The sequence below is a fragment of the Marivita sp. genome (assembly GCF_020055635.1).
GTDB lineage: Bacteria > Pseudomonadota > Alphaproteobacteria > Rhodobacterales > Rhodobacteraceae > Marivita.
In genome coordinates this window covers 21525-40747 of sequence record NZ_JAIPUT010000041.1, presented here as the reverse complement: position 1 = coordinate 40747, position 19223 = coordinate 21525, and the positions used below count along the sequence as shown (strand labels likewise).

15 protein-coding genes are annotated in these 19223 nt (G+C 65.3%); 11 read left to right on the top strand and 4 right to left on the bottom strand.

Annotated features, from left to right (window positions below; all coding sequences use genetic code 11):
* The 6 genes from LCF60_RS17035 to glmM form a co-directional block, all read left to right on the top strand.
* Positions 1–689: DALR anticodon-binding domain-containing protein (locus tag LCF60_RS17035; protein WP_292293388.1), on the top strand; the 689-nt coding region annotated here is incomplete at its 5' end.
* 115 nt (positions 690–804) lie between these two features.
* Positions 805–3369, top strand: a complete 2565-nt coding sequence (locus LCF60_RS17030; RefSeq protein ID WP_292293387.1) for a putative PEP-binding protein — start codon at positions 805–807, stop codon at positions 3367–3369.
* Between the two features lie 183 nt (positions 3370–3552).
* The gene (locus LCF60_RS17025; RefSeq protein WP_292293385.1) at positions 3553–4185 is read left to right on the top strand and encodes a cell wall hydrolase; all 633 of its coding nucleotides are present in this window, start codon (positions 3553–3555) and stop codon (positions 4183–4185) included.
* 116 nt (positions 4186–4301) lie between these two features.
* Positions 4302–5228 carry a dihydroneopterin aldolase gene (locus LCF60_RS17020; protein WP_292293383.1) on the top strand — a complete coding sequence of 309 codons (927 nt, stop codon included), beginning with the start codon at positions 4302–4304 and terminating at the stop codon, positions 5226–5228.
* Positions 5229–5267: 39 nt separating this feature from the next.
* The gene (folP, locus tag LCF60_RS17015; protein ID WP_292293382.1) at positions 5268–6287 is read left to right on the top strand and encodes a dihydropteroate synthase; all 1020 of its coding nucleotides are present in this window, start codon (positions 5268–5270) and stop codon (positions 6285–6287) included.
* Positions 6277–7620, top strand: a complete 1344-nt coding sequence (gene glmM / locus LCF60_RS17010; protein ID WP_292293381.1) for a phosphoglucosamine mutase — start codon at positions 6277–6279, stop codon at positions 7618–7620. The genes folP and glmM overlap by 11 nt, the downstream gene beginning before the upstream one ends.
* Positions 7621–7680: 60 nt before the next feature.
* Here glmM and LCF60_RS17005 read toward each other — a convergent pair whose 3' ends face one another.
* Together LCF60_RS17005 and proS are read right to left on the bottom strand one after the other, a co-directional pair.
* Positions 7681–8619 (bottom strand): serine hydrolase, encoded by a 939-nt coding sequence (locus tag LCF60_RS17005; protein ID WP_292293379.1) that lies wholly within the window; start codon positions 8617–8619, stop codon positions 7681–7683.
* 43 nt (positions 8620–8662) lie between these two features.
* Entirely contained in the window at positions 8663–10006 is a 1344-nt protein-coding gene (gene proS / locus LCF60_RS17000) for a proline--tRNA ligase (RefSeq protein ID WP_292293377.1), read from the bottom strand.
* Positions 10007–10293: 287 nt separating this feature from the next.
* Here proS and LCF60_RS16995 point away from each other — a divergent pair, with 287 nt between their 5' ends.
* From LCF60_RS16995 to LCF60_RS16985, 3 genes are all read left to right on the top strand, one after another.
* The gene (locus LCF60_RS16995; RefSeq protein ID WP_292293376.1) at positions 10294–11361 is read left to right on the top strand and encodes an AI-2E family transporter; all 1068 of its coding nucleotides are present in this window, start codon (positions 10294–10296) and stop codon (positions 11359–11361) included.
* On the top strand, positions 11361–12056 hold the full coding sequence (locus LCF60_RS16990) for a DnaA/Hda family protein (RefSeq protein WP_292293374.1): 696 nt from the start codon (positions 11361–11363) through the stop codon (positions 12054–12056). The genes LCF60_RS16995 and LCF60_RS16990 overlap by 1 nt, the downstream gene beginning before the upstream one ends.
* A gap of 67 nt (positions 12057–12123) precedes the next feature.
* Positions 12124–14298, top strand: coding sequence for an RNA degradosome polyphosphate kinase (locus tag LCF60_RS16985; protein WP_292293372.1), 2175 nt, complete (start codon positions 12124–12126; stop codon positions 14296–14298).
* Positions 14299–14344: 46 nt separating this feature from the next.
* Here LCF60_RS16985 and LCF60_RS16980 read toward each other — a convergent pair whose 3' ends face one another.
* Entirely contained in the window at positions 14345–15265 is a 921-nt protein-coding gene (locus tag LCF60_RS16980) for a 2-dehydropantoate 2-reductase (protein ID WP_292293370.1), read from the bottom strand.
* Positions 15266–15416: 151 nt separating this feature from the next.
* Here LCF60_RS16980 and LCF60_RS16975 point away from each other — a divergent pair, with 151 nt between their 5' ends.
* Positions 15417–16964 (top strand): Ppx/GppA family phosphatase, encoded by a 1548-nt coding sequence (locus tag LCF60_RS16975; protein WP_292293369.1) that lies wholly within the window; start codon positions 15417–15419, stop codon positions 16962–16964.
* A gap of 70 nt (positions 16965–17034) precedes the next feature.
* Here the strand turns inward: LCF60_RS16975 and LCF60_RS16970 are convergent, their stop codons facing one another.
* Positions 17035–18333, bottom strand: coding sequence for a DUF3422 domain-containing protein (locus LCF60_RS16970; protein ID WP_292293368.1), 1299 nt, complete (start codon positions 18331–18333; stop codon positions 17035–17037).
* Between the two features lie 287 nt (positions 18334–18620).
* On the opposite strand from LCF60_RS16970, the gene LCF60_RS16965 reads away from it, so the two are divergent.
* The gene (locus LCF60_RS16965; protein WP_292293366.1) at positions 18621–19151 is read left to right on the top strand and encodes a flavodoxin domain-containing protein; all 531 of its coding nucleotides are present in this window, start codon (positions 18621–18623) and stop codon (positions 19149–19151) included.
* Positions 19152–19223: the final 72 nt, after the last annotated feature.

Below are 19223 nucleotides of genomic sequence, written 5' to 3'. Positions count from 1 at the left end.
TGGAGAATGGGATTACAATTCGTCTTGCTGAGCATATAGGCCGAGGGCTTGGGAGAAATGACTACAATATCGCTTTCCGCGAGGCACTTTCCCGCGGTCAGGAGAATGATGTAACACGCTTCAAGAAAAGCGATTGGAATCACGACGAGACCTCAAAAGAGTTCAAAGACCTCCTCTCATTCTTCCACGACCGCCTCAAGGTCTACCTTCGCGACCAAGGTGTGCGGCATGACGTGATCGACGCTTGCATTGCCATGCCCGGCAATGATGATCTCGCGCTTTTGGTCAAGCGGGCCAAGGCGTTGCAGGACGTGTTGGCGACCGAGGATGGTGAGAATCTTGTTCAGGGGTTCAAGCGGGCCAACAACATTCTGACGCAGGCCGAGGACAAGGACGGTGTCGAGTATTCCTTCGGGGCCGATCCGAAATTTGCGGAAGACCCGACCGAAGTGGCTTTGTTCGACGCATTGGCCAAGGCCGAGGCAAAGATCGCGCCCGCAATGAAGGATCAGGACTTTGCCACGGCAATGGCGGCTATGGCCGATCTGCGCGGGCCGGTGGATGACTTCTTCGAGGCGGTGCAGGTCAATGCCGAAAGCCCGGTGCTGCGCCGCAACCGGCTGAACCTGCTCAGCACGATCCGCACGACCTGTCTGCAGGTGGCGGATCTGAGGCGTATCGAAGGCTGATTTCCGGCGCGCGACGTAGCCGGGAAACCGGCGCGCCCTGCCACGGAGGCTGCGTCGCCCTGCGCCATCAAAACCTCTTGTCAGGGCGCGGCGCGGACGTATGCTGCGCCGGAACATGCGAGGTGCCGCAGTGCAGAAACCGGGGCCTGAAAACCCAGATGTGACGCTGATCACGCCAACGTCGCCGATGACGACGCCAACCCATGGCGGGCGCGCGAAATGCCTGCAACGGCTGGTCCGGCTGGACCTTCCTGTGCCGCGCACGGTTGCGCTGTCCTTCGAGTCAGTGCACCAGATCGCGTCGGGTTATCGCCCGGATGTCTCGGGAATCCTTGACGAATTCGACCCGAACGCCCTGCTCTGCGTGCGCCCGTCCTCGGAGGATCCGGATTGGGGCGGGCCCGGTGCGGTGCTCAATATCGGCATGAACGATGCGCGTTATGTCGACATGTGTGACCAGATCGGGACACCGGCCGCGACCGAAATCTACCTGCGTTTCGTGATGAATTACGCCATCGACGTGGCGCGGCTCGATGCCGAGGTGTTCGACGAGATCGACGGCGAAGGCCATGACGCGCTGAGCGAGGCGTTGCAGCTTTACGAAGAAGAGGCGGAAGAACCGTTTCCGCAAGACCCGGCGGTGCAACTGGCCGAAATCCTGCAATCCATGGCGCGGGCCTGGGAAGGCACAACGGCGCGCCTGTTGCGGCAGGCCAAGGGCGCGCCAGTGGATGCCGGGCTTGGTCTCGTGGTGCAGGAAATGGCGCTGGGGCTGGGCAGCGGCGAATGTGGGTCGGGGGTGTTGCAGCTGGTCAACCCGGCCACCGGGCAGCCACAGATCACCGGGCGCTATCTCAGCCAGAGCCAGGGCCGCGAGGCACTGGATGGCGGGACCGCGTCGATCTTTCTGGAAAAAGACCCGCGCGGGCCGTCGCTTGAAGAGCTGGCACCCACTGCGTTCATCGCCTTGAAGGCGCATGCCGCGCTGATGCGCGCAAGGCTGCGCGAGGAAATGCAGATCGAATTCACCATCGAGAACGGCAACCTGCACATTCTGGATGGCATGCGCGTGGAGCGCAGCGCGCGGGCGGCGTTGCGGATCGTGGTGCGGCTGGCCGAGGACGGGATCATCACCCGGCAAGAGGCGGTGATGCGGATCGAACCAAGGGCGCTGTCGGAACTCCTGCACCGGCAGGTGGCGGCCAACAGCCCGCGCGATGTTCTGGGATCGGGTATTGCCGCAAGCCCCGGCGCGGCCACCGGGCGGATCGTGTTCTCCTCCGAAGCGGCGCAGGCCAGCGCCGCCCGGGGGGAACCCTGCGTTCTGGTCCGGCGCGAGACCAGCCCCGAGGACATTCGCGGCATGCACGCGGCGGCAGCGGTTCTGACCGAACGCGGCGGCATGACCAGCCACGCGGCGGTTATCGGTCGCGGGCTTGGTCTGCCTTGTGTCGTCGGCGCGGCCAATATCCGGTTCCAGGTCAAGCGCAGGTCGCTGGTGGCGGCGGACGGGCGGCTGCTCAAGGAAGGCGACGAGATCACCGTCGATGGCACCAATGGCCAGATCCTTGCCGGATCGGTCGACATGATCGAGGCGACGCTCGACGAGACCTTCCGCACATTCATGAGCTGGGCCGATGCAGAGCGCGATATCGGGGTGCGGGCCAATGCCGACACGCCTGCGGATGCCAAGACCGCGCTGCATTTCCGCGCCCAGGGGATCGGGCTGTGCCGGACCGAGCACATGTTCTTCGAGGCCGAGCGCCTGACACCGATGCGCGAGATGATCTTCGCGCAGAACCCGCAGGACCGGCAGGCGGCGCTGGAGTTGGTGCTGCCAATGCAACGCGCGGATTTCCTCGAGCTTTTCCAGATCATGCAGGGGCAGCCGGTCTGCATTCGCCTCTTTGACCCGCCGCTGCACGAATTCCTGCCCACCAGCCGTTCCGGCCAGCGCGAACTGGCCGAGGCGCTGGACATCCCGGTCAGCGACGTGATCCGGCGGATCGAAAGCCTGTCGGAATACAATCCCATGCTGGGGATGCGCGGGGTCCGTCTGGGCATCACCGTGCCCGAGATCTACGACATGCAGGCGCGGGCGATCTTCGAAGCGACGGTCGAGGCGGCCAGGGAAGGCATCACCGTGGTGCCCGAGATCATGCTGCCCTTGGTGTCCGCCAAGCGCGAGGTCGAACTCGTGCGCGGCCGGGTCGAAGCCGTGGCCGCCGCCGTGCGCACCGAGAACCGCGCCGATGTCAGCTACCGTCTTGGCGTGATGGTCGAGACCCCCCGCGCCTGCCTGCGCGCAGGTGACATCGCCGAACACACCCATTTCCTGAGCTTCGGCACAAACGACCTGACCCAGATGACCTACGGCCTGTCTCGCGACGACGCGGGGCGGTTCATGTCGGAATACGTGCGACAGGGCGTGTTCAGCGAAGACCCGTTCCACATCCTCGATACCGACGGTGTCGGAGAGTTGTTGAAACTCGGTGCAGTTCGGGGTCGCGCCGCGCGGCAGAACGTGGTTTTGTCGATTTGCGGGGAACATGCGGCCCACCCCGAATCAATCGCCTTCTGTCGGGAGGCCGGATTCGACTACGTGAGCTGCTCTCCGTTCCGGGTTCCGGTGGCACGTTTGGCCGCAGCACAACTTGCGTTGGCCGACAAGATCAAGTAGCCGGCGACACAATTCGGCCCAGATATCGCCCCAATTTCGGGGTGGGCATCTGCCTTGCGCGGGGCGCATGGCGGCCTAACTTGTGGAAATCGCAAAATTTCGTTACCAGCCGGTCGATCGTGCGGTGTTGCCCAGTTTTTGGGCAGGGCCGCCACCCACAATGTTGCGAGATGAACACTCGGTATGACGAGATTGTTTGCAATGATCCTGGCCGCAGGCGTCCTGGCGACGCCGTCCTTCGCAGAACGCAGCAAGGACGCTGCCGAAGCGATCCTGAAACAGGAGAAAGTCGAACTGGCCTCTGCGGGCGCGTCGCACCTGACATCCCTGGTGACCCCGGTGTCGCGCCACTCTGCAATCTACAACGCGTCCTGGCTCAATGCGCAGGACAAGGCCAACGGCGGCGCCCAGTGGGAATGCCTGGCCGAGGCGCTGTATTTCGAGGCGCGCGGCGAAACCGTGAAAGGCCAGTTCGCCGTGGCCGAAGTGATCATGAACCGGGTCAAGAGCGGGCGTTTCCCCGACAGCATCTGCGGCGTGATCAAACAGGGCACCGGCAAGAAATACCAGTGCCAGTTCACCTATACCTGTGACGGCATCCCCGAGCGCGTCAGCGAACCGCGCGCATGGGAACGGGTCGGCAAGGTCGCGCGCGCCATTCTGGACGGTCGCGCCCCGATGAACCTGACCGACGGGGCCACGCATTACCATACCACCGCCGTACATCCCCGCTGGGCGCGCATCTACACCAGGACCGCGTCGATCGGAGTGCACCTGTTCTATCGCCACACCTGGCGGGTGAGCAGCAACGGTTGACCCGGCGCGATTGACCCCGAGGATGTCGCGACCGGAATGCAAAATGCCCCTTCGTGGCATTTTCCTTGGCCGCGTCCTCTGGTAGCCCCGGGAACGACCGCGACGGAGGGTGCGCCATGAGTTCTGAAATCCGACTTGCCTTTGCGCATCCGTCCGAACGGGCGATCGCCACGGCAGATGATGCGCCGGTCGATCGGATTTCCCTGCGCGACCACATCGTCGAGGTCGAGATCGGCGCCTTCCAGGCCGAGCGCGGAACAACCCAGCGCATCTGTTTCAATGTCGTCGTCGAGGTTCAGCCGATTGTCGGGCATATCGATGACGACGTGGACCGCATCCTGTCCTATGACCGCGTGACCGAAGCCATCGCGGCCGAGCTTGCGGCGGAACGGTTGAACCTGCTCGAAACGCTGGCCGAACGGATTGCCGAACGGATCCTGCTGGAACCGCAAGCGCTGCGGGCTTTTGTCCGGATCGAAAAGCTGGATCGCGGCCCCGGCGCTCTGGGCGTCGAGATCGTGCGGTCGCGTCGTGACCTGGGCCACACGGTGCAGGATGCCAGCCAGGAACGCCCGCACCCGCGCATCGTCTTCTTGTCGAACACGGCGATCGGCTCGGCCCATCTGCCTGGCTGGATCGACCAGCTGAGCGCCGACGAGGCACCGCTGATCCTGTGCGTTGGCCTGCCCGACACGCCCCGCCCCGCCATCGCGCAGCCGCTTGCGCAGCGGCGTATCGACCTGCTTGCGGTGGAACAGAACGGCTGGGTCCTTGCTGCCCGGGATGCGCGCTGCAAGGTCGTGGCCACCCGCACCGAGCTGGACTGGGCGATGAAGAACGCCCAGGTCTGCATCTGGGCTCCTTCGAAGATCGTGCTCGATGCGGTGGACGGGCCGGATGCCGCTGTCTCCGACGCGGTTGACGTGGCCCTTTGGTTCGCGCGGGAAATGGACGCCTGCGAGCTTTTGGTGATCGGGGCCGACACGCCCGAGGGCGGCGATGTTTCAGTTCGCAACAGACCGATCGGCGAAAGCGTGCTGTAGCTGCTTGTCAAAACCGCGATTGCGATTCATTGACGCGCCATGACGACGTATTACAAGCCCCTGCCGCGCTCTGCCGTGCCCCGCCCCGCCGACGCGTGCGACCTCGCGGGCGGCCCCTTTTGGTTCTCCGAAGCGGTGGTGCTGCGCCGCGATGCCCCGCCCGAGACGATTTCGGCCAGACACCTGCCCGACGTCGTGCGCGCGCGGCTCAGCGCGCCGCGCGCCCCGATCGCGGGGCGCGACATGGGACAGGTCACGCTGATGGGCATCCTGAACGTGACACCGGACAGTTTCTCGGATGGCGGGCGCTACCTTGATCCCGAGGCCGCCGTGGCACAGGCGCGGCGCATGGCAGAGGACGGCGCTGGCCTGATCGACGTGGGCGGCGAAAGCACCCGCCCGGGGGCCGAAACGGTTCCCGTCGACGAGGAAATCCGGCGGATCGAAGGCCCGATTGCCGCCATTGCCGCAGGGCTTGGGGTTCCGGTGTCCATCGACACGCGCAAGACCCCGGTGGCCGAAGCGGCGGTCACGGCCGGGGCGGCGCTGGTCAATGACGTGTCCGGCTTTACCCATGACCCCGATCTGGCGCGCTTCTGCGCGGCGCAGGATCTGCCGGTCTGCGTGATGCATGCCCAAGGCGATCCACAGACCATGCAGCACGCTCCGCGCTATGACGATGTGCGGCTGGACGTCTACGATTTCCTCGAGGCCCGTGTGGCGGCGCTCGAGACGGCAGGGATTCCGCGCGACCGCATTCTCGTGGATCCGGGGATCGGCTTCGGCAAGACGCTCGAACACAACCTGACGCTGCTGCGCGACATCGCGCTGTTCCACGCGCTGGGATGCCCGATCCTGCTGGGCGCGTCGCGGAAGAAATTCATCGGCACGATTTCCAAAGCTGACACAGCGGACACACGGCTCGCCGGATCGGTTTCTGTGGCCTTGCATGGCGCGTCGCAAGGCGTACAGGTCATACGTGTGCATGACGTGGCCGAAACACGTCAGGCCCTGGCGCTCTGGCGCGCAATCGAGTGGGGGTATCAAGATGGGTCGTAAGCTTTTCGGAACGGACGGGGTGCGCGGCACCGCCAACACGTTCCCGATGACAGCCGACATGGCGTTGCGCATCGGCGCCGCCGTCGGGCGCCATTTCCGACAGGATTCCAAGGGTGTGCACCGCGTCGTGATCGGCAAGGACACCCGCCAGTCGGGCTACATGTTCGAAAACGCGCTGACCGCGGGGCTGACCTCCACCGGCATGAACGTGCTGCTCCTCGGCCCGGTGCCGACGCCGGCGGTGGGTCTTCTGACCCCGTCGATGCGGGCCGACCTTGGCATCATGATCTCGGCCAGCCACAACCCGGCTCAGGATAACGGGATCAAGTTCTTCGGCCCGGACGGGTTCAAGCTGTCGGATGCGGACGAGGCCGAGATCGAGGTTCTCATCGACTCCGGCGTCGCACCCTCGGCAGCCGAGAGTATCGGCCGCGCCAGGAGGATCGACGACGGGCGGTTCCGCTACCAGGAGCGCGTGAAGTCGACCTTTCCGGCGGGCATGCGGCTTGACGGGCTCAAGGTGGTGGTCGATTGCGCAAATGGCGCCGCCTACAAGGCCGCGCCCGAGGTGCTGTGGGAACTTGGCGCGGATGTCATTCCGCTGGGCGTGAGCCCGGACGGCACCAACATCAACAAGGGCTGCGGGTCGACCCATCCGCAGCTCGCGGCGGCGGCGGTCGTGTCGCACGGGGCCGATGTGGGCATCTGCCTTGACGGCGATGCCGACCGGGTGATCCTGATCGACGAGACCGGACAGGTCGCCGATGGCGACCAGATCATGGCCCTGATGGCAGCCCGCTGGGCTGACGAGCAGCGCCTGCGCGACGGTGTGCTGGTGGCGACGGTGATGTCCAATCTGGGGCTGGAGCGGTTCCTGCAGAACCGTGGCCTGCGGCTTGAACGCACCGGCGTCGGCGACCGCTACGTGGTCGAGGCGATGCGCCGCGGCGGCTGGAACCTGGGCGGGGAACAATCGGGCCATATCGTGATGACGGATTACGCCACCACCGGCGACGGGCTGATGGCGGGGCTGCAATTCCTGGGCGAGATGTGCCGCACCGGGCAACCGGCCAGCGCGCTGGCGCGGAGTTTCGAACCGGTGCCGCAACTGCTCAAGAACGTGCGCTATGATCCGTCAGTGGCACCGCTTGAGGTGGCCAGCGTGAAATCGGCGATTGCGGATGCAGAGGCACGGTTGAACGGCAAGGGCCGCCTGCTGATCCGCAAGTCGGGCACCGAGCCGTTGATCCGCGTGATGGCGGAATGCGAGGACGAGGTGCTGCTGCTCGAGGTGGTGGACGGCATCGTGGCCGAGGTCAGCGCGTCGGTCTGACCGGGTGCCGGATGCGTCGACGCATCCGGGTGTTTGCGTCGACGCAAACGGCGCTTGGGCTCAGGGCGCGCGGAGAACGGTCGCCAAGCCGTCCGACAGCGCCTTGAACCGCCCCGGGTCGGCCACCGCCACGTCATAACCCATCGCCGCCACGGCGCCGAACGGATAGACCACGGCGAACGCCCCCGTCTTGGGTCCGAACGGAATCGCGATCGCGCCGGCATGAGACATGCGCAACCCCGCCCCGTCCTCGACATAGTTCATTCCCAGCCCGTAGTAACTGTCCCCTGCCCGCGCAATATGCGGCAGGGCCAGCGGATCACGCCCGACCCGCCCTTCCGGCCCGAACCAGTGCCAGAGCAGCGCCGCATGGTCCGCCATGGACATGCGCCAGCCGCCCCAGGCCGCAAAGGCGGCAAAGCGCGGCGACAACGCGCCGGACACGCCAGCAGGTTCAAGCACCCGTCGGCGGCAGGCGGTTTCGTAAGCGCCACCGGTTGTCAGTTCGATGATCCGGCCCAGCAGCGCGTAGTTCTCGTTGCTGTAGGCAAACTGCCCCCGCGTGCCACGCTGGTTGCTGCGGTTCAGAACGAGGTCAGTGACATGGGCGTGGCGCGGCTGATCCTCGTTCAGCCAGAATCCCATCCGAAGTTGGGTGCTGTCCCGCCCGATCCCGGCGCTGTGGGTGACAAGCTCGGCAAGAGTGGCAGGCGGCGCGTCCTGCCTCAGCGCCTCGCTCAGCGTGGTGTCCCATCTCAGCGCACCCTCGTCGACAAGGCTCAGAACGCAGAGCGCTGTGATCGCCTTGGAGTTCGACGCCAGATCGACGGGTCGGTCGGCGTTGCTGCCGTGAACCGGAGCGCCGTCAAGGAGAACGCGCATCGCGGTGGCTTCGGCCCCTTCGGCGCGGGCCCATGCCCCGAAAAACGTCACGGGATCGGAGGCCGCAACCGGGGTCGCGGACCACAGCCCGATCAAAAGAGCCAGAAGGCGGTTCATGCCCTCTGGCTAGCAAATGCGATGGTTGTCCCGCAAGGGCGGCTCAGGCGCTGACCTTGCCGTAAATCGCCGCAACCCGCTCGATTGCCTCGTGCGGGGGCAGTTCCTCACTCTCGCCGGTGCGGCGCGACGTCAGTTCGACCACGCCGTTCTTGAGCCCGCGCGGCCCGACGGTGATGCGCCATGGCAGGCCGATCAGGTCCATCGTGGCGAATTTTGCCCCGGCCCTTTCGTTCCGGTCGTCGTAGAGCGGATCGAGCCCCAGCGACGTCAGGCTGTCATAGAGCGACTGGCAGGCAGTATCGGCCTCTTCATCGCCCTGCTTGAGATTGACGATGCCGCAATGGAAGGGCGTGACACCTTCGGGCCAGATGATGCCCTTGTCGTCGTGGCTGGCTTCGATGATCGCGCCGAGAAGGCGGCTGACGCCGATGCCGTGGCTACCCATATGGACCGGCACGCGGTTGCCATCCGCATCGGCCACGGTCGCGCCCATCGCGTCGGAATACTTGGTGCCGAAATAGAATATCTGCCCCACTTCGATGCCCCGCGCGGTGCGGCGGCGCTCTTCGGGCACCTTGGCGAACTCGGCCTCGTCATGGGTTTCGTCGGTACGGGCATAGCGCGAGGTGAACTCTTCCAGCACCGCCTGACACTCGGCCTTGTCATCATAGTCGATGGCGCGGTCGCCGAATTTCAGGTCGGTGATCTCGCTGTCATAGAACACCTCGGATTCACCGGTTTCCGCCAGCACGAGGAATTCATGCGTGTCGTCGCCGCCGATGGGGCCTGAATCGGCGCGCATCGGGATCGCCTGAAGCCCCATCCGTTCGTAGGTGCGCAGGTAGCTGACAAGGTGACGGTTGTAGGCGTGCAGCGCGTCTTCCTTGGTCAGGTCGAAATTGTAGCCGTCCTTCATCAGGAACTCGCGGCCCCGCATCACGCCAAAGCGCGGGCGGATCTCGTCGCGGAATTTCCACTGGATGTGATAGAGCGTCAGCGGCAGGTCCTTGTAGCTGCCGACATGGGAGCGGAAGATGTCCGTAATCAGCTCTTCGTTGGTGGGGCCGTACAGCATGTCGCGCCCGTGACGGTCTTCGATCCGCAGCATTTCCGGCCCGTAGGCATCATACCGGCCGGATTCCTTCCACAGATCCGCCGATTGCAGCGTCGGCATCAGCATCGGGATATGGCCTGCGCGCGCCTGTTCCTCGTGCACGATCTGTTCGATGTTGCGCAGCACCCGGTAGCCCAGCGGCAGCCAGGAATAGATGCCGGCGCTGGCCTGCTTGATCATGCCGGCGCGCAGCATCAGCCGGTGGCTGACGATCTGGGCCTCGGACGGGGTTTCTTTGAGAACGGGCAGGAAATAGCGGGACAGACGCATGTTCAGGTCTCGTGTGTTGGGTTTTGACCCTCCTATCGGGTTGATTGGGGCCGGGCAAGTGCGGCGCTGCGTGCCATGCCCTGGACCGGGAAAAACGCCGGCACGAAGCGCACGATGCGGGGCCCCGGGCCAGCGGCGGACATGGTGCGGCCGCGGACCGACGCAGGCCGTTTCTTGTATCGGCGCGGAACGGCGATGCGTTGTCACAACGCGCGGCTTGCGTGTTGCTCTTGAAACCCTGTCCGACACAAGCGATGAAGGGGCCGTATCATAAGGGCGGCTGTGGCATGGCACTTCCGGCACGGGAGCAAGTCAAATACTGGGGGATTGCAGCGGCGGCCTTTGCGGTTGTGCTGTGGTTTCTGGGCGACGTCCTTCTGCCCTTCGTGCTGGGCGGTGCGATTGCCTATTTCCTTGACCCGGTCGCGGATCGGCTTGAACGGGCCGGGTTGTCGCGTGTCATGGCAACCGCCGTCATCACGGTGGTGGGCATCGTGGCCTTTGTGCTGCTGCTCCTGTGGGTGATTCCGTCGCTGGTCACTCAGGCGGTTGGCCTGTTTGACACCGCGCCGACGCTCTTCGCCAATCTGCGCGATTTCCTGATCGAGCGCTTTCCCGAGGTGATGGACGCCGACAGCCCGTTGCGGCGGTCGCTGGTGTCGGTCGGAGAAACCATCCAGTCGAAGGGCGGCGAGCTTCTCAATACGGTGCTGAGTTCGGCGGCAGGCATCCTCAACATCGTGATGCTGTTCGTGATCGTGCCTGTGGTGGCGGTCTACCTGCTGCTTGACTGGGACAGGATGGTGGCGCGGATCGACGATCTGTTGCCGCGCGATCACGCGCCGACGATCCGCAAGCTGGCGCGCGACATCGACAGGACGCTGGCCAGCTTCATCCGCGGCATGGGCACCGTCTGCATCATCCTGGGCACCTATTACGCGGTGGCGCTGATGCTGATCGGGCTGCAATTCGGCCTCGTGGTGGGCTTTGTCGCGGGGCTTGTGACCTTCATTCCCTACCTCGGCGCGCTGATCGGCGGGGCCTTGGCCATCGGGCTGGCGCTGTTCCAGTTCTGGGGCGACTGGCTGTCCATCGGTCTGGTGGCGGGCGTGTTCGTGCTGGGCCAGGTGATCGAGGGCAACGTGCTGACGCCGAAACTGGTCGGCTCCTCGGTGGGGCTGCATCCGGTCTGGCTGATCCTCGCGCTGTCGATCTTCGGCACGATCTTCGGCTTCGTCGGGATGCTCGTCGCGGTGCCGGTGGCCGCGGCCCTCGGGGTGATCGCCCGCTTCGCCACGCAACAATATGTGCAAAGCCGCCTCTATCGCGGGCTGAGTGATCAGGACCCGGAGTGATGCCCGTTCAGATGAAATTCGATCTTCCGGCGCGCCCCGCGCTGGGCCGGGGGGACTTTTACATCACCGAAAGCAACGCCGTGGCGCTGGGACTGGTGGACACCTGGCCGCACTGGCCGAATGGCAAGCTGGTGCTGGTGGGGCCGCACGGATCGGGCAAGACGCATCTGGCGCATGTCTGGTGCACCGAAAGTGGCGCGCGGATGATCGCGGCGTGCGACGTGGCGACGGCGGACATTCCCACCCTGGCCGAGACCGCGATCTGCGTCGAGGACGTGGAGCGGATCGCCGGCGATGCCGAAACCGAGCAGGCGCTGTTTCACCTGCACAACCTCGTGCTGGCGAACGGGCATTCGATGCTTCTGACCGCGACACGTGCGCCGACACTCTGGGCATTGCGCCTGCCGGATCTCGCAAGCCGCATGGCGGGGACAACCGTGGCGCGGATGGTGCCGCCGGACGACATGCTGCTGTCGGCGGTTCTGGCCAAGCTGTTTGCCGACCGGCAGATCGTGCCGATGGCCGACGTGATCCCCTATCTCGTGCGCTGGATGCCACGTTCCTTCGAAGCCGCCGGACAGGTTGTCGCGCATCTTGACACCGAAGCCCTGGGCACACCCAAGGGGGTGACCCGCAATCTGGCGCGGACGGCCTTGGCCGAGCTTGAATTTCCCGAAGAAAATGCGACAGACTGAAGACCTGGAGTGACATCGCCCTGCGGGCTGTCACCAATCCGTCACGTGCCACCGCTAAGGGATGCCCATGAACAGCGCCGACTTTCTGCACGCCCCCCGCCCCGACCCGACCGATCTCAGCGAGCTCGACCTGAGTGGACCACGCCGTTTCGTGAACCGCGAGTTGTCCTGGCTGGGCTTCAACTGGCGGGTGCTGGAAGAGGCCGAGAACCCGCGCGTGCCACTGCTCGAGCGGCTGCGCTTCCTGTCGATCTCGGCGGCCAACCTCGATGAATTCTACACCGTGCGCGTGGCCGGTCTGCGCGAACTGGCACAGGCGGGCAACACGACCCCGGCCGCCGACGGGCTGACCCCGGCGGAACAGCTGGTGCTGATCAACGAGGACGCGCGCAAGCTGATGGCCTCGCAACAGCGCGTTCTGGGCGATCTGCGTGACCGCATGGAGGCCGAAAACATCTCGGTCCTGACCCGCGACGGGCTGACCGAGGCCGACCTGACGCATCTCGAGGAAGTGTTCCTCAACATGGTTTTTCCGGTGTTGTCGCCGCTGGCGATCGACCCGGCGCATCCGTTCCCGTTCATCGCAAACATGGGGTATTGCCTGGCGTTGCAGCTGGAGCGGCGCAAGGACAAGGCGCCGTTGCAGGCGCTGCTGCCGATCCCCGCGCAGGTCGAGCGGTTCATCGCCCTGCCCGCGGACAGCGGCGCGCATCGGTTCATTCTGCTGGAAGACGTGCTGCTGCTGCATCTGGACCGGCTTTTTCCGGGCTACAAGCTGCGCGACCATTTCGGGTTCCGGGTGCTGCGCGACAGCGATATCGAGGTCGAGGAAGAGGCCGAGGACCTGGTGCGCGAATTCGAGGTGGCGCTGAAACGGCGGCGGCGCGGCGAGGTGGTGCGCCTGACGATCTCGATCGGGGCACCCAAGGGGCTGCTCGACATCGTGATGCGCGAATTGCGTGTCAGCGGCGCCGACGTGATCGAACTGGCCGGAATGATCGGCGTGGCCGACCTCAAGGAACTGGTTCTGGACAGCCGCCCGGATCTGCTCTGGTCAAGCTTTGCGCCCCGCGTGCCGGAACGGGTTCAGGACCATGACGGCGACATGTTCGCCGCGATCCGCCAGAAGGACATGCTGCTGCACCACCCCTACGAAACCTTCGACATGGTGGTCCGCTTCCTGGCGCAGGCGGCGCGCGATCCGGATGTGGTGGCGATCAAGCAGACACTCTATCGCACGTCACGCCAGTCGCCCATCGTCGCGGCGCTTTGCGAAGCGGCGGAAGATGGCAAGTCCGTGACCGCGCTGGTCGAGTTGAAGGCACGCTTCGACGAGGCCGCCAACATCCGCCAGTCGCGGCGTCTTGAACGCGCGGGCGCCCATGTGGTCTACGGCTTTCTCGACTGGAAGACCCACGCCAAGATTTCCATCGTGGTGCGCCGCGAGGGCGACCGGCTGGTGACCTACACGCATTACGGCACCGGCAATTACCACCCGATCACGGCCACGATCTATACCGATCTGAGCCTGTTCACCTGTGACGCGGCGCTTGGGCGCGATGCGACCAAGGTCTTCAACTACCTGTCGGGCTATGCGCTTCCGGACGGTTTGGAAAACCTCGCGATCTCTCCGCATTCGCTGAAACCCAGGATGCTCGAGATGATCGAGCGCGAGGTGGCTCACGCAAAGGCAGGCAAACCGGCGCATATCTGGCTCAAGATGAATTCGCTGATCGAACCCGACATGATCGACGCGCTTTATGCCGCGTCGCAGGCCGGGGTGCAGATCGACTGCGTGATCCGGGGCATCTGCGGCCTGAGGCCCGGTGTGAAGGATCTGAGCGAGAACATCCGCGTCAAATCCATCATCGGGCGGTTTCTCGAACATTCGCGGATCATCTGCTTCGGCAACGGCTATGGGCTGCCGCACAAGAAGGCCCGCGTGTTCATGTCCTCGGCAGACTGGATGGGGCGCAACCTGAACCGCCGCGTCGAGACACTGGTCGAGATCGAGAACGCCACCGTCAAGGCTCAGATCGTCAGCCAGATCATGGCGGCGAACCTCGCCGACGTGGCCCAAAGCTGGATCATGCAGCCCAGCGGCTATTTCGAGCGCACCACCTGGGACGAGGGCGAATTTGCCTTCAACTGCCACCGGTTCTTCATGGAGAACCCGTCGCTTTCGGGCCGGGGATCGGCGGGCGCGTCGGACGTGCCAAAGTTGACCCACGGCGAGGAATAGCGCCTCCCGAGTCGACGCAGCGGTGGCTGTTGCGCCGGACCGAGCGTCAGACGCTGCCGTTCTTGTGCGGCAGCAACACCGCGTAGAGCGTGCTGTTGACGGGGGCCGGAATGCCGGCCTTCTGGGCCAGCCGCGCGGCCGCCCCCGAGACCCAGTCGATCTCGAGCGGGCGTCCATGTTCAAGGTCGATGGCGGTCGAGGCGCGCATGGCATCGGGAAGACCTTCGACGCTGGTCCAGACCTGCGCTTCGAGATCCGGGTCGAGCGCGACACCCAGCGCACGGCCGATCGCGGCGGTTTCGGTGACGGTGGCCTTGTAAAGCCGGGTCAGGTCCGGAAGGCTCCGGATCTCGTGCAGGGTGCAGCGCGCCGCGGCGGTGACGCCGGACATGGCAGAGAACAGGACGAACTTGGTCCACAGGTCGCGGACGATGTCGTCGGTATGCGGCGCAGAGGACCCCGCCGCGTTGATCGCCTCGCGCAGCGCGTCGATCCGGGCCGAGGGGCGGCTGTCGCGCTCGGCAAAGGTGAAACTGTTGAATGCACCGGTCTGGCGGATCACGCCCGGAGCCGAGATCGTCGTCGATACCCGTGCGACACCGTTGGCGACGTTGCGTTCGGGCAGGATCCGGGTCAGCCGGTCCGACGCCTCGACACCGTTCAGGAACGGCACCACCACCGTGTCCGGTCCGATCATCGGCAGACAGGCGCGGGCCGCCTCTTCGAGCGCGTCGCCCTTGACCCCGAAGAGGATCGCGTCGACCGGCCCGACGTCATGCGGCCTGTCGGTGGCCATCCACGGCCGCACGGTTTCGGTGCCGGTCAGGCTGTCCAGCGTCAGCCCGGCCTCGCGGATCGCCTCGAGATGCGCGCCGCGCGCGATGGTGGCGATCTCGTGTCCGGCATTTGTCAGCTTGACCGCCAGAAACCCACCGATTCCGCCCGTTGCCATGGTTGCAATCCGCATCTTCGCGCTTCCTTCCGGTTCCACTTGCACCCGCTTGTCCACAGGCTATCACAGGTCGTGCGATGACCGCCAACGGATCTGGATGGACGGTCCACGTTCTTGACCTTGCCGCCGCGCTTTGCAACGGTGCGCGCGCTGACCAGGAGGGCCCATGGACGGTACCGCTGACTCCGAAAACGACCCACAAGGGCCATTTGGACATCCGCTGTTCAACGATCCAAAAGCGCGCGCGCTGTCGCGCGTCGGGGTTGTCGATATCGGCTCCAACTCTGTCCGGCTTGTCGTGTTCGACGGCGCGGCGCGGTCGCCGGCCTATTTCTACAACGAAAAGCTGATGTGCGCCCTGGGCGCGGGCATGTCCGAGACAGGGCGGCTCAATCCGGAGGGGCGCGCGCGGGCGCTGCAGGCGCTCAAGCGGTTCCAGGCGCTGGCCGAGGGCATGAGCCTGCCGCCCCTCAGCGTGGTCGCCACCGCAGCGGTGCGCGAGGCAACCGACGGGCCGCAGTTCCGCGAGGACGTGCTGCGCGAGACCGGACTTCGGATCTGGGTGATCGGCGGTGAGGAAGAGGCCCGGCTGTCGGCGCAGGGCGTGCTGCTTGGCTGGCCCGGCAGCTACGGGCTGGTCTGCGATATCGGCGGCTCGTCGATGGAGCTGGCCGAGATCGCCGACGGCCGCGTCGGGCGGCGTATCAGTTCCAATCTCGGTCCGCTCAAGCTGCGCGACCTGACCGGCGGCTACAAGGGCCGGGACGCCCATATCCGGGACACGATGGCGCAGCTCGCCCAACATATGGGGCCGCAGCGCGACCGGCTGTTCCTTGTCGGCGGATCGTGGCGCGCCATCGCGCGGGTGGACATGTACCGCCGCGGTTATCCGCTGCACGTGTTGCACGAATACCGGATGGACAAGAAATCGGTGAGCCAGACGCTCAAGTTCATCAAGGCGAGCGACCTGGAGGAACTGCGCCAGGCCTGCGGCGTCTCCTCGGCGCGGATGGAACTGGTGCCCTTCGCGTCCGAGGTGCTCAAGCGGCTGGTGCAAAGCTTCAAGCCCAAGGACATCGCGATCTCGAGCTATGGCATCCGCGAGGGTCTGCTCTATGAACAGATGCCGCAGGAATTGCGCGACCGGGACCCGCTGATCGAGGCCTGCCGCTTTGCCGAGGCCAAGGATGCGCGCCTGCCGGGCTTCGGCAAGAAGCTGTTCCATTTCGTGGCCCCACTCTTTTCCAGCACCGACGCGGCGCGGCTGCGGCTGATCAAGGCCGCCTGCCTGCTGCATGATGTAAGCTGGCGCGCGCATCCCGATTACCGGGCCGAGACCTGTTTCGACAACGCAACCCGCGCCAATCTCGGCGGGCTCAAACATTCGGAGCGGGTGTTCCTCGGGCTGGCGCTGCTGCACCGCTACAAGAACAAGCGCGAGGGCACCCGGTTCGAGGATCTTGAAGGGCTGTTGACGGATAAGGCGACGCTGGAGGCCGAGGTTCTGGGCAAGGCGCTGCGCTTTGGCTCGATGCTGTGGATGTCGGATGCCAGCACCGATGGCACCGCGATCGAATGGAAGCCCCGCAAGAAGGTGCTGCGGCTGAAGCTGACCAAGGCATCGGTGCCGCTGTACGGCGAGGTGGCCGAGGCGCGGTTCGCGTCGCTGGCGGCCTCCCTGGGGGCCGAAACCGAGGTGGTGGTGCGCCGGTAGCGGACGCGTCGACGCGTCCGTCCGTTTCCGTCGACGGAAACGCGCGCCGGGATTTGCCGAAGGGTCACGTTCAGAGGTCGGGGCCGCCTTGCTCCACCACCCGGCGGATGCGGCGGATCGCGAACCAGACCAGGAGGATCACAGGGATGGTGGCCGCGGCCGTCACCGCCCCCTTGGTGATCCCCAGCATGTCCGCCAGCGGGTAGAGCAGATATCCGGCCAGCGACACGGCGTAATAGCTGATCGCTACCACCGACAGCCCCTCGACGGTTTTCTGCAACCGCAGCTGCATGTCGGCGCGGTGGTTCATGCTTTCGAGCAATTGCTGGTTCTGCGCCGAGCGCGCCACCTCGACCCGCGTGCGCAGGAGATCGCCTGCCCGCACGGCCCGTTCGGCCATGGCGGACAGCCGGCTTTCAGCGGATTTCACCGTGCGCATCGCCGGATCGTAGCGGCGGGTCATGAATTCCGCAAAGGTCTGACGGCCCTTGAACCGCTCTTCGCGCAGCACCGAGATGCGCTGCTCGACGATCGCCTCATAGGCCCCGGTCGCGCCAAAGCGGAACGAGGTCTGCGCGGACAGGCTTTCCAGTTCGGCCGAGACCGACAGCAGCGCCTTGAGCCGGTCTTCCTCCTGCCCATCGCCCTGGGTCATCGCCGCCATCAGGCGGTTCAGTTCGTTGTCGATCTCGCCCATGCGCGGGCCAAGTTCGCGCACCCGCGTGAAGCCCAGCATCGACATCGTCTTGTAGGTCTCGATCTCGCACAGGCGCTGCACGATCCGGCCGACGCGGCGGCGGCCGATGCCTTGCGTGACGAAAACGCCAAAGCGCAAGTGCCCCGCCGGGTCGATGCGAAAATCTCCCGCGACGATGGCCTCGTCATCGATCACCCGGCTCACGGCAAGGCTTTCGGGCACGAACCAATCGGCAAGGTGCTGGGCGATCTTGTCCTCGTCGGGGCGTTGCTCGACCCGGATAAGCGCCGATGTGACGCGCACCCCCGGTGCCGAGGCCAACCAGTCATCGGGGAACACATCCATGTCCGAGGCGTCGAAAGGCCGGTCCGTCACGCCGTTCAGGAAAACCGTGTAGGTGACGAATTCGGTGTGCTGTTCCCATTTCAGCGTATGCTGACCGATCTGGCCCGAGAAATGCGTGGCCCCCGGCTGCGGATGCGAGGTGCCATAGCGATCGAGCAGCACCTTGAGATGGTCGAGATCGAGCGACTTGTCCCGCGCCGCCGCCGCCTTGGGTTTCTTGATCGCCAGATAGACCGCGCGGCACGGCGCCTCGAGCGACGGAAACGGCCGTGCGTGCAGTTCGTTCGACAAGCTGTAACGCAGCGGGTGGTCTGGGATCGGGGCCATGGGTCAGTCTTTCGGATTTCGCCAAGACTTAGGAGCGGTTTTTTGACAAGTAAAGGAAATTTCCAAGCAATTCAGTATTTTACCGGTATCCAACTGTATGCATTTGCACCCTTGCCGCTTTTCCGGGCGGCCTGTGCATGGCGCGGCCCTGTGGTGAAGCCCCGGCAGCACGATGATCTGAAACGGTTTTTGCGATGGGTCAAAGCCCGACACACGCCACTGCGTTAGGATTGCGGTATCGCGCAGGCACATCAGGTGCGCCTGCCGGGACACAGCTGGGGAATGCCATGAAATTCTTCGTCGGATATGCCACAAACGAGGGACAGACCCTCAAGATCGCACGCCATGTCGCGGATCGGCTGGTCGATGCGGGTCATTCGGTCGAGCTGGCCGGGCTGAAGGATGCCCGCGAGATCGACCTGGGCCGGTTCGATCGCGCGGTGCTGGGCGGGTCCTTGCATGTCGGGCATTACCAGCGGGCCCTGTCGGACTTCGCGGCGGATCAGGCGGCGGCACTGGCCCGGATGCCGACAATGATGCTGTCGGTCTCGCTGGCCGCGGCGGGACACGATTCCGAGGAGTGGCGGGCGCTCGACAGGATTCTCGCGGATTTCGAGGCGGCGACCGGCTGGACCCCGGGCCGGGTTGTGCAGGTGGCCGGGGCTTACCGGCCTTCGGAATATGACGTGTTCCGCCGCTTCGCGATGCGCCGGATCATCGCCGCCAAGGATCCGGACGCCGACCTGGACCGGGATCGGGACTACACCGACTGGGACGCGCTGGATGCAGAAATGGATGCGTGGTTGGCCGGGGCCTGACGCGGGTCTGCCGTCAATGGCGGCGTCGCGTTTCGGAATCGAAACGGCCCGCCCCCTGAAGGGACGGGCCGC